The 11,914-nt window shown below is 61.8% G+C and carries 11 protein-coding genes and 1 tRNA gene; 1 reads left to right on the top strand and 11 read right to left on the bottom strand.

The features are described 5' to 3' along the window. Positions 1-29: 29 nt before the first annotated feature. Positions 30-1,514 (bottom strand): sensor histidine kinase, encoded by a 1,485-nt coding sequence (locus B3C64_RS07160; RefSeq protein WP_291534716.1) that lies wholly within the window; start codon positions 1,512-1,514, stop codon positions 30-32. Between the two features lie 130 nt (positions 1,515-1,644). Between B3C64_RS07160 and trhA the strand changes: the two genes are divergently transcribed. After that, on the top strand, positions 1,645-2,538 hold the full coding sequence (gene trhA, locus B3C64_RS07155) for a PAQR family membrane homeostasis protein TrhA (RefSeq protein WP_291534714.1): 894 nt from the start codon (positions 1,645-1,647) through the stop codon (positions 2,536-2,538). A 91-nt stretch (positions 2,539-2,629) separates the two neighbouring features. Here trhA and B3C64_RS07150 read toward each other — a convergent pair whose 3' ends face one another. The 10 genes from B3C64_RS07150 to mfd form a co-directional block, all read right to left on the bottom strand. Then, a complete protein-coding gene (locus B3C64_RS07150; protein WP_291534713.1) occupies positions 2,630-3,109 on the bottom strand; it encodes a GreA/GreB family elongation factor in 480 nt (159 codons plus the stop codon). A gap of 36 nt (positions 3,110-3,145) precedes the next feature. Next, complete coding sequence (locus tag B3C64_RS07145) at positions 3,146-3,553, bottom strand: FKBP-type peptidyl-prolyl cis-trans isomerase (protein WP_291534712.1); 408 nt, start codon at positions 3,551-3,553, stop codon at positions 3,146-3,148. 51 nt (positions 3,554-3,604) lie between these two features. After that, positions 3,605-5,062, bottom strand: coding sequence for an L-serine ammonia-lyase (locus tag B3C64_RS07140; protein ID WP_291534819.1), 1,458 nt, complete (start codon positions 5,060-5,062; stop codon positions 3,605-3,607). 52 nt (positions 5,063-5,114) lie between these two features. Next, a complete protein-coding gene (locus B3C64_RS07135) occupies positions 5,115-5,684 on the bottom strand; it encodes a cadmium transporter (protein ID WP_291534711.1) in 570 nt (189 codons plus the stop codon). Positions 5,685-5,768: 84 nt separating this feature from the next. Then, positions 5,769-5,848, bottom strand: a tRNA-Leu gene (locus B3C64_RS07130). Between the two features lie 36 nt (positions 5,849-5,884). Further along, entirely contained in the window at positions 5,885-6,883 is a 999-nt protein-coding gene (locus B3C64_RS07125) for a Ppx/GppA family phosphatase (protein ID WP_414632182.1), read from the bottom strand. A 30-nt stretch (positions 6,884-6,913) separates the two neighbouring features. Continuing rightward, a complete protein-coding gene (locus tag B3C64_RS07120; RefSeq protein WP_291534818.1) occupies positions 6,914-7,474 on the bottom strand; it encodes a DUF501 domain-containing protein in 561 nt (186 codons plus the stop codon). Positions 7,475-7,492: 18 nt separating this feature from the next. Continuing rightward, a complete protein-coding gene (locus B3C64_RS07115; RefSeq protein WP_291534709.1) occupies positions 7,493-8,011 on the bottom strand; it encodes an FtsB family cell division protein in 519 nt (172 codons plus the stop codon). A 78-nt stretch (positions 8,012-8,089) separates the two neighbouring features. Next, a complete protein-coding gene (gene eno / locus B3C64_RS07110) occupies positions 8,090-9,388 on the bottom strand; it encodes a phosphopyruvate hydratase (RefSeq protein WP_291534707.1) in 1,299 nt (432 codons plus the stop codon). Between the two features lie 120 nt (positions 9,389-9,508). Next, positions 9,509-11,914 (bottom strand): transcription-repair coupling factor (gene mfd / locus B3C64_RS07105; RefSeq protein WP_291534706.1); only part of this gene is annotated, 2,406 nt, incomplete at its 5' end.

Raw genomic sequence — 11,914 nt, 5'->3', positions numbered from 1 at the left:
GGCCGGCCCTTCGCATATGCGCTGTGGCGTCAGTCCTGGGCCGCGCGCAATTTCATGTCAAGCACCACGCGGGTGCCGCCGCCGCGGCGCGGCTGCCATTTGACGGTGCCGCCGAAATCGTTGGTGACGAACGTGTTGATGATCTGCGTTCCCAGACCCGAACCCGAGGAACGCGCCATGCCGTCATGTTCCTCGTCGGCGAGACCGGTGCCATCGTCCTCGACCACGACGTTGAGGTTGTTGCCGCCACGTCCCACGGAAATCGTGATGTGGCCCTCCTTGCGTCCTTCGAAACCATGTTCGACGGAATTGGTGATCAGTTCCGTCAGCACCAGCGACAGCGGCGTGGCGTCCTGCGCCGGCATCATGCCGAATTTCCCTATGAAGTCGATGCCGATGTGCTGGTCGCGCATGGTGGCCAGATCGACGGCCATTTTCAGCAGACTGGAGATGACCTTGTCGTAGTCGACGATCTCATCGGCGGTCTGGCTCAGCCCCTCATGCACCATGGCGATGGTCTGCACGCGGCGCTGGGCTTCTTTGAGCTCCTTCTTGACCTCTTCGGATTTGGTCTTGCGGGCCTGAAGGCGCAACAATGCCGATACCGCCTGAAGATTGTTCTTCACACGATGGTGGATTTCGGAGATGGTCGCGTCCTTGGTCTGCAGCTCCTGCTCACGGCGGCGCAATTCCGTGACGTCGCGGCACAGCACGACGGCACCCACACGGCCATTCGCGTCCATGAAGGGCAACGAACGCATGGAGACCGCGGATTTGTTGGCGTCCAATTCGGAATCGACCGCGGCCTTGCCGCTCAGCACCAGCGGAAGCGTCTCCAGCACCGGGTCGTTCTCATGCAGCAGCTGGGTGCCGATTTCGCTCAGATACTCCCCTTGCATGGTGCTGAGCGATCCGAGGCGACGGAAGCAGCTCACGGCGTTGGGCGAGGCATAGCGCACGATGCCGTCCACCGTCAGCACGATGAAGCCATCCGAGACGCGGGCGTTGTGGCGCTGGTTCATCACAGGATTCAGATAAGGGAACTGTCCGCGCGGAATCATCTCGTAGAGCTGCTTGCCCGCCCCGATGCTTTCGGACTCGTAGCGTCCGTTCGACTCGCGCGTGGCCATATTGGTCTCCCTGACGACCAAGCCGAGCGTCTTGCCGTTATGCCGCACGGGAGCGTATACATTGCAGACGGTGGAGGATCCGACATTGCGCAGCACCGTGGACCGGAACACCGATTCCGACGCCATCGCCGCATCGAGCTCGGCGTTCATGTCTTCCGGCACGACATCGCCCACCACATCCTCGGCTCTCAGGCTCATCACCGTGGACGGACGGCATTGTTCCGCGACGATGTACTTGCCCTCTCCGTTTTGCAGAATCAACAGTAAATCGGCGAAGCTCAAATCGGCGATCACCTGCCAATCAGCCACAAGATGATGCAGCCATTCACGATCTTCGTCATCGAAATCGGGACGCGTCGTCAAAATATGTGAGAAATCAGCCATGTGCTCCATCATACGCAACTCTCAGGAGCTTTTGCGAGGTGAAACGACAACTATTCTGGGATGTGGATTGACATATCCCGTGGTTACGATAACGTAGGTTACGGTTCCGTAACATATAGTGGAGGCACGCATGGCGAAACCCACAGCACAGGAAATCGAAACGAAACGCGCCATCATCGCCGAGGCACGCGAACAGGCGCTTCAGGCGAAGGCCGACATGGTACGGGTGAAGGCGCGCAACAAGGCGGAGAACATCAGAAGAAAGGCCGACGAACGGGCGAAGCTCGCCATAGCGAAGGGCGAGGCGCGCGCCGCGAGGATCGAAGGCGTCGCCCCTGAACGGATCGAACGTAAAATCCGGCTCGACGTGCACGGCCGCCCGAAGCCGGCGATGCGCGGATGGATCCATGCGGTCGCCACTCCCCTGGCGCTGGCCGCCGGCATCGTGCTCATCTGCCTCGCCCACAGCACCGGGCTCAAATGGGCGTGCGCGGTGTTCATGACCTGTTCGCTGATCCTGTTCGGAAACTCCGCCTGCTACCATCTGGGCGACTGGTCGCCCCGCGTCACCGACGTGCTGCGCCGCATCGACCACATGAACATCTTCCTGCTCATCGCGGGAACGTACACTCCCGTCTCCTTCGCACTTGCGCCGTTCTGGAGGAACTCCATCATCGCCGGCATGTGGACCTGCACCATCGTGGCCTTGGTCATCCACGTCATCTGGATCAACGCGCCACGTTGGCTGTACGTGCTCGTATACATCATCTTCGGCGTTTCCGGCGTGACGTTCATGGGATTGTTCTGGCAGTCCCCATACGCGGGACCGGCCGTGGTGGTGCTGCTGGCCTCCGGCGGCGCGTGCTACATCGCCGGCGCCATCGTCTACGCACTGCGCAAACCGGATCCGTGGCCGCGGGTCTTCGGATTCCACGAGATCTTCCACACAGGCACCGTGGCCGGATACGCCTGCCACATGGTGGCCATCTATATGGTGATCGTGCAATTGTGGCCTTCCGCATGACCGTGGCCAGCGACACAATCCACGGTTCGTTATATGCCGAGGGCCGGCCATCCTTACGATGGCCGGCCCTCGGCATGCTATGGCGGAAACCTCAGACGAGCGGCTTCGCGTCTTTGATGGTGACGGAGATCTCGCGTCCGTTCGGAGCCTTGTACGTCACGGTGTCGCCGGTATGGGCGCCGTCGATCGCGGCGCCGATCGGGGATTCCGGACTGATGATGTTGTAGTCGGTGGCGATGGACAGGTCACGGGTGCCGAGCACATACACCATTTCACGACCATTGAGGTCAAGCGTCACCACGGAGCCATCGCCGACCTCGCCGGCCTTGGGCGCGGTCAGGATCTTCGCGTTGCGCAGTTTGACGGTCAGTTCGTCGATGCGTCCCTGGTTCACCCTTTGGGCCTCGCGCGCGGCCTGATAACCGCCGTTCTCGCTCAAATCGCCCTCGGCGCGCGCCGCGGAGACCTTGGAAAGGATTTCGTCACGGTACTCGCCCTCACGCCAAGCGAGCTCTTCCTTCATCTTGTCATACGCTTCCTGCGTCAGCAGGATCGTCTTTTCTTCGGCCATATTGCCTCCTACCTGGAAAGAGATGATACCGCCTTCTCAGCGGGTGGAAATGATGTCGATCACGAACACGAGCGTGTCGTCGCCGCCGATGCCTGCCTGCGGAACACCACGGGAACCGTAGCCGTACTCCGGCGGGATGGACACCACCAGACGGGAACCGACGTTGTGCCCGGGAACGGTCTGGTCCCAGCCCTTGATGACCTGGCCCACGCCGATGCCGAAGCTGGCCGGCTGGTGACGGTCGAAACTCGAATCGAACGGGGTGTCCTTACCCCAGACGACGCCATGGTAGTTGACGGTGACGGTGTCGCCGCGGCGGACCATCGGACCATTGCCTTCGAACAATTCCACGACCTTCAGACCGGCCGGAGCGGTTTCGGACGGGAATTCGATGGTCGGACGATCGCCGAACTCGGCGTTGACGACAGGCATTGCAGACGTCATGATGAACCTCCTTGAAAAACGCAATGCCCCTTAGCCTAGCACCAATCACCGCTAGCATTCAACGACGTTGACGGCAAGACCGCCTTTCGAAGTCTCCTTGTACTTGGCCATCATGTCCTCGCCCGTGTCCTTCATGGTCTTGATGGCCTGATCGAGGCTGACGATATGCGTTCCGTCTCCCAGCATGGCCATACGCACCGCGTTGATGGCGGTGTTCGCGGCCATCGCATTGCGTTCGATGCAGGGAATCTGCACCAACCCGCCGACGGGATCGCAGGTCAGTCCGAGATTGTGCTCGATGCCGATCTCCGCGGCGTTCTCCACCTGCCGGGGCGTGCCTCCCATCACCGCGCACAATCCCGCCGCGGCCATGGAGCATGCCGTGCCGACCTCCCCTTGGCATCCGACCTCGGCGCCGGAAATGGACGCGTTGCGTTTGAACAGATAGCCCACGGCCCCGGCCGTCAGCAGGAATCCGGCCACGCCATCAGCGTCCGCGCGATCGACGAAATGCCAGTAATAGTGCAGCACCGCGGGAATGACCCCGGCCGCGCCGTTGGTCGGCGCCGTGACGATACGGCCGCCGCCCGCGTTTTCCTCGGAAACCGCCAATGCGAACAGATTCACCCATGCCGCATCCGACGACTCCAGCACGGTCTGTCCGCTGACGCCCGCGCGGTTGAGCACATCGCTGTTGGAGGCGAGCCTCGCATACATCCTCGGCGCCCGTCGCGGCACGTCGAGACCGCCCGGCAAGACCGTCTTCCGCGTGTTGCATCCGCGCAGCACGCACTCCCGCATCACCTGCCAGATGTTGTCCAGTTCGGCGCGGACCTGCGCCGAGGGGCGCATGGACGTCTCATTGGCCCAGACGATTTCGGAGATGCTCATATGATGCTCCTCGCACAATGCGATCAATTCATCGCATGTCGCGAACGGATAAGGCACTTCGTCGGTGTTCTCGGAGACATCCTCATGCTGATCGGCAAGCGTCGTTCCCCGTGGGGGACGCTCATGGATGCCGATCATCGCATCCTCGGCGGTGCCCTGCCGGACAAAGCCGCCGCCGATGGAATACCAGACCTGCTCGTCCACCAGATTGTTCTGATGGTCGAACGCCTGAAAACGCATGCCGTTGGGATGCGCGGCCATGCGATGCCATCCGTCCATCACCATGTCACGCGCGTAATCGAACCCGATGCGATGCGTTCCGGCGAGGGCCAGACCGCCCGAACGCTCGCACGCGGCGCGGATGCCGTTCATGTGTTCCGTGTCCACGTCCTGCGGGGTGTCGCCTTCAAGTCCCGCCATCACGGCCCTGTCGGAACCATGCCCGAGTCCGGTCAACGCCAGAGAGCCGTACAGAACCGCGCGCACGCGGGCGACCCTGTCGAGGCTGCCGGTCTTCCGCAGCGAAACGACGAATCTGCGAGCGGCCACCATCGGTCCGACGGTATGCGAGGAACTCGGTCCCACGCCGATTGTGAACATGTCGAGCACGCTGAACATACGATCGCCCACCTTGCAAAATCCAGAGGGTGCCGCAACGTCTCGGACACCGTCAGTACAACACAGAGAACATACGAATCATAATCAGCAGGCCGACAATCGCCACAAGAATCTCCGCGACCAATGCCGCAATCGCGCACACCTTGCGCCTGCCGAGCCTGGCATCCAGCATCTTCGCAAGCAGGAACGACACGAATCCCAATGCGGCTCCGTTGAGCGCGACCGCGCCGACCTGCCCGTTGGTGAGCACGTCCTCCCCCACTTTGGCGAGTATGGAATTGATGGTGGCGGTGAACACCAGCAGGCTCCACGCGCCGTATCCGACAAGGCCCACGGCCGCATATCCGAACTGGCGGAACCGCTCGCGCAATCTGAAAGTGAACGATTCCGCGCACCACAGCAATGCGAATCCCACCACGAAGGTGAACGCCACGGCCATGAATACGGCTTCCAGAGCCCAAGGAATCAATGCCAAAGAACCCCGCAGCAAGGTGAAGTACAATGGCGAGCATACCAATTCGCCAATGGACAGCACGCCGGCGACGATGATGGTCTGGGAGAGCATCAGGGGAACCGCGCCATCGGACTTATCGGTTACGGGCTCGATATCCTTCGGATTCATGTCATATCCGTTCCACGTAAGGGGTTACAACGTCAATGTCCGACAGTGTAACCGTCTTTTGTTTCGCCAATGCTATCCGAAAAGTGCCTCCAGCGGGACTCGAACCCGCAATCCGAAGAGGTCGATTTTAAGTCGACTGCGTATACCAATTTCGCCATGGAGGCCTTGCGCCGGAAACCGGCGTTAGCCATTATGCCACGTCAGCGCGCGGCAAGCAATCTTTTGCCGTAATCCAGCACGATGCCGTCAAGCAGGCCGTGTTCGCTGGCTATGAACGAATCGATGGCCTGGCCGTGATCCGCCAAGGCCGCCGCCGACACCTTCGCCAGCACACGGTTCCATACCAGGGCGCCGCCGCCGACCACGTCGATACGGCCGGGATGGATGGTCTTGTATGTCAGACGTTCCTCACGCGGCATGTGCAGGAACTTGTCGTCGACCGCGTAGGCATCCTGCAGTGTGCATCGCGCGCCGTCCACCACGGAATGATCGTATTCGTCCAAGCCCATGGCCAATGCGGTCATGGTGGTCACAGTGCCGGAAACGCCGATGATGGTGCGCGCCTTGCCTGCGGGCACTGTCGTGAACGCCTTGTCGATATGCTCGTCGATGTCGGCGATGGCCTCCTCGATCTGCGTCTGCGTCGGCGGATCGTTCCTGAGATGGCGTTCGGTCATGCGCACCGATCCGATGTTCATCGAATACGCGGCCTGCACCTGCGTGCTCGGGTGGGACACACCGTCGCCACCCAATACCAGTTCGGTGGAGCCGCCGCCCAGATCGACCACCAAGTAAGGCGCCTGCACATCACGACGCACGATGCTGGTGGCGCCCAGGAAACTGAGATCGGCCTCTTCGGTGCCGGGGATGACCTCCGGTCGCACACCAAGGATTCTTTCGATGCCGTCTTCGAATTCCTCACGGTTCAACGCATCGCGCGTGGCCGAGGTCGCGACGAAACGAATGCCATCTACAGGATACTTGGCGAGCACGTCCGCGAACTCCCGTGCGGCCGCATAGGCGCGGTCCAGCGCTTCGTCGGCGAAACGGTGCGTCTTATCGACGTCCTGCCCCAGACGGATCACCCGCAGAATGCGCGGGACGACGTCCTCGACCCCTCCCTGTTCGTCGACGCGGGAGATCTTCAGACGAATGGAATTCGTGCCGCAATCGACACCGGCCACCATCACAGACTTCATCATGCCTTCTTCGTTTTCTGCTTCCGGTATTCAGTCGTTGTTTTCGACCGTGCAACGGCATACGTTCGGGTCGAATTCGTGTGTGATCGCCCGCAGCGCCAGGTCTCCGATCGGATTGGCCCCCTCACCCATCACCAAGGTCTGGGCGAGCAGCGCGTGCAGACACTTGACGCGCACGGGCATGCCACCGGCGCTGGTGCCGAGGATATGCTCCTCGCTGTCGCCCATCGCGACGGCGATCTCGTGACGGAACGCCAAATACAGCTTGTGGGCGCGTTCGTAGCCCGCGCGCACATCGGCATCCTCTCCGAGCAGATCATTGTATTCCTTCATCTTGCCCTCGGCTTCGATGTGCGAAATCGCCTTCACCGCTTCGGGACCGGTCAGATAGCAGGTGGTCGGGAAGGGCACACCACCCGGCAACAGCGGCCTGGTGACCACTGCGAGCGGTCGTCCGCAGACGCAGCGCGCGCCGACGGCCACCATGCCGCGTGGATACCGTCCAAGCTGATGCTCCACGATGGCGATGTCCTCTTCCGTGGCGGGTCGCGCGAGGATTCCGCGCGCCAGTTCCCTGGCTTGTTCGTCGATCGTCGTATCCTGTGCCACTTATTGTTCTCCTGACTGCTGTTGGCTGGCGTTCTGGGATTCGGTTTCCTGGGATTCGTTCTGTGACGTGTCGGTCGATGACTTCGTCTTGTCGTTGCCGGTCTGGTCGGCCTGCTTGAAGGAATAGGCCATTTCCTTGTACCACGGCAGGACGGTTTTCTGCGAGCGGTCTTCGGATGAGTCCTGCTTCTTCACCGTCTTTCCGGTCACCGCCTCAGGGTGTTCGACGCGAATGGCCTGTTCGCCCGGAAACACGAATCCGAGCCGGTCTCTGGCCTGCGCGGTGATATAGGCCTTGTCATCCCATCGGTCGATGTCGTTCTCCAGCTCCTGCTTTTGCGCGATCAACGCCGATTCCTGCTTCTTCAATCCGTTCAGCTCCGCGAGATTCAACGCATATGTGTGGAATGTGGAAACCAGTTGGATGGTGCCGAGGATGACGATGAACAGCGACACGAAGAACGTAACCGGTCCGGCATTGCGGCTTCTTGGTGTTTTCCTACGCGTCTTGGAACTCATAGCAATGAAAATACCCGTCGCGTTCGACGAGAACACGACGGGCATTCCTACTCACGCACGCGCTTCATGCGCGAACGCTCACTTGGCGATGTACTTCTTGCAGGCCTTGAAAGCGCTGTAGCCGGCGTACTGAGCGGTGGAGCCGAGCTCCTCCTCGATCTCGAGCAGGCGGTTGTACTTGGCGATACGCTCGCCACGGGCCGGGGCACCGGTCTTGATCTGGCGGGTGTTCTTGGCGACGGCCAGGTCGGAGATGGTGGTGTCCGGGGTCTCGCCGGAACGGTGGGAGACCATGGAGGTGTAGCCGTTGGCGGTGGCCAGTTCGATGGCGTCCAGGGTTTCGGTGACGGTGCCGATCTGGTTCAGCTTGACCAGCAGGGAGTTGGCGGCGCCCATGTCGATGGCCTTCTGCAGACGAGCCGGGTTGGTGACCAGCAGATCGTCGCCGACGAACTGCAGACGATCACCGAGCTTGGCGGTGATGTCGGCCCAGTCCTGCCAGCCTTCTTCCTGGAACGGGTCCTCGATGGAGACGATCGGGTACTCGTTGATCAGGTTCTCGTAGAAGTCGAGCATGTAGCCGGCCTCGCGGTCGTCACCCTCGAAGTGGTACTTGCCGGTCTCCTTGTTGTAGAACTCGGAGGAGGCCACATCCAGGGAGATGCCGATCTGCTTGCCCGGCTCGTAGCCTGCGGCGGAGATGGCGTCCATGATGTAGTTCAGGGAGTCCTTGTTGGACTTCATCTTCGGAGCGAAGCCGCCCTCGTCGCCGAGGCCGGTGGCCAGGCCTTCCTTCTTCAGGACGTTCTTCAGGGTGTGGTAGACCTCGACGCCGGCGCGCAGGGCCTCGCTGTAGGTCTTGAAGCCGTACGGGGAGATCATGTACTCCTGGATGTCGGTGGCGAAGTCAGCGTGGGCGCCACCGTTCATGATGTTCATGTTCGGAACCGGGAGGATGTGGCCGTTGGTGCCGCCGATGTAGCGGTACAGCGGCTGGCCGGCGGACTCGGCGGAGGCGTACAGGGCAGCCAGGGAGACGCCGAGGATGGCGTTGGCGCCGAGACGGCCCTTGTTCGGGGTGCCGTCGAGCTCGATCATGGTCTCGTCGAGGGCACGCTGGTCGGAAGCGTCCATGCCGATGACCTTCGGAGCGATCTCTTCGTTCACGGCCTTGACGGCGTTGAGAACACCCTTGCCCTGGTACACGGACTTGTCGCCATCGCGGCGTTCCCAAGCCTCGGCTTCACCAGTGGAAGCACCGGACGGGACGAGGCCCAGGCCCTGAGCACCGTCTTCGGTGTCGAGAACGACCTCAACGGTCGGGTTGCCGCGGGAATCGAGAATCTGACGCGCGTAAACGCTTTCAATTACTGCCACAACTACTCCTTATAAACATTAGGTTGTGATGACAATGCCAAGAATAGTGCGTTTTGTGGACGTATGGCAAATTCCGACACGGTTTATGTGAGCGTTCACATAAACCGTGTCGGCCTCCGTTCACGCGCGCGGCGCGGGCTTCCAATCCAAGTCATCGAGCAGTTGGCCCACCCATGCGATGATCTCCTCGGAGCGCATCGGACCGGAGCCCAACGAACCGGCGAACGGGGCCGGGACCAGATAGGTCTTGGTGACGGGCCGGTATTGGACGCCCCGGTAGATGCGGGCCATGCGCATCTGCACGGATTCACGCGGCTCGAATTTCGCCACGCGCACGTTGCGTCCCTGCGAGACGATTTCGGTGATGCCGAGTTTTCTCGCCTTGAAGCGCAGCCGTGCGATGTCGAACAGCGCGTCGAAATCGACGGGGGGCTTGCCGTAACGGTCCGTAAGCTCGTCGCGCAGCTCGTCGAGATCCGATTCCGAAGCCGCGGCGGCCAGCTTGCGGTATGCCTCCAGACGCAGCTTGTCGGAATCGATGTAATCGACGGGAATGGACGCCTGGATCGGCAGATCGATGGTCACCGCCACGGATTCCGCGCGCTCCGGCTCCTTGTACCGTTCGACGGCCTCGGAGACCATACGCACGTACAGGTCGAACCCGACGCCTTCGATATGGCCGCTCTGCTCGTCGCCCAGCAGGTTGCCGGTGCCGCGAAGCTCAAGGTCCTTCATGGCCACATCGAAGCCGGATCCCAACGCCGTGTTCTGCGCGATGGTGGCCAGACGGTCATGCGACTGCTGCGTCATCGGTTTGGTCGGGTCGTAGAGGAAGTACGCGTAGGCACGCTCGCGGCCTCGTCCGACGCGGCCGCGCAGCTGGTGCAGCTGGCTGAGGCCGAAACGGTCGGCATGGTCGACGATCAGCGTGTTCGCGTTGGAGATATCCAAGCCGGTCTCGATGATCGTGGTGCACACCAGCACGTCGATGTCGCGATGCCAGAAATCGCGGATCACGCCGTCAAGCTGCTTCTCGCCCATCTTGCCGTGCGCGATGCCGACATGCGACTCCGGCACCAGCTCGTGGATCTTCGCCGCGACGGAGGCGATGTCCTCGACGCGGTTATGCACGTAGAACACCTGGCCGCCGCGCAACAGCTCGCGTCTGATCGCGGCGGTCACCTGCGCGTCCTCGTAGGCGCCGACGTAGGTGAGCACCGGAAGACGGTCCTCGGGCGGCGTGGCCAACGTGGACATCTCGCGGATGCCGGTGACCGCCATCTCCAACGTACGTGGGATAGGCGTCGCCGACAGGCTCAACACGTCCACGTTAGTGCGCAACGCCTTCAGCGTTTCCTTGTGTTCGACGCCGAAGCGCTGCTCCTCGTCGATGATGACCAGTCCCAGGTCCTTGAACCTGACCTTGGGGCTGAGCAGCTTGTGCGTGCCGATGACCACGTCGACCGTGCCATCCTCCAAACCCTTGATCGTCTCGTTGATCTCCTTGGTGGTCTGGAAGCGGCTCATGGCCGCCACGTTCACCGGGAATCCCTCGAAACGCTCGGTGAAGGTCTCGAAATGCTGCTGGACCAGCAGCGTGGTCGGCACCAGCACGGCGACCTGCTTGGAGTCCTGGACGGCCTTGAACGCGGCGCGCACCGCGATTTCGGTCTTGCCGAATCCCACGTCGCCGCAGATCAGGCGGTCCATGGGGACCGGCTTCTCCATGTCGGCCTTGACCTCGTCGATGGTGGTCAGCTGGTCGGCGGTCTCCTGATACGGGAAGGCGTCCTCCAGCTCCTTCTGCCATGGCGTGTCCTTGCTGAACGCGTAGCCCGGGGTCCGCTGCCGCGCCGAATACAATTTGACCAGATCGTCGGCGATCTCATGGACGTGCTTGCGCGCCTTTGCCTTGGTCGCAGCCCAATCGGAACCGCCCAGCTTGTTGAGCTTCGGAGCCTCGGCGCCTATGTACTTGCTGATCTGGTCGAGCTGGTCGGTGGGAACGAACAGCTTGTCGGCAGGCGCCCCACGCTTGCTGGGCGCGTATTCGATGACCAGATACTCACGCGTGGCACGGCGGTCGCCGACGCCTGTGGTGCGCTGCCGCATTTCGACGAACCGCCCGATGCCATGCTGCTCATGCACGACGTAATCGCCGGCCTTCAGTTCCATCAGGTCGATGGCCTTGCGACGACGCTTCGGCGTTTTCGCCTGGCCTACGGCGGATGTGCGGCCGGTCAGGTCGCGTTCGGTGAGCAATGCGATTTTCGCGGCGTTGTCGACGAATCCGTCGATGGCGCGGGAGCGGACGCAATCGAAATTGGCGATGCCTGTCTCGTTGATGGCGCGTTTCAGACGATTCAGCGTCCCCTGCGCGCCCGCGGTCACGGTCACCGCATAGCCGGTGTCGAGCAATCCCTCGATGCCGGAGGCGGCCTTCTCCTCATCGCCGCGGTATTCTCCGGGATTGGTGGCATTGATGCGGATGTGCCCGGCCTGACTGTCGTCCACACCGAAACTGGT

This window comes from Bifidobacterium sp. UBA6881 (assembly GCA_002451435.1).
In the GTDB taxonomy this organism is placed as follows: domain Bacteria; phylum Actinomycetota; class Actinomycetes; order Actinomycetales; family Bifidobacteriaceae; genus Bifidobacterium.
Note: the sequence above shows the minus strand (reverse complement) of the source record. Positions and strands in the feature narration are given on the sequence as shown.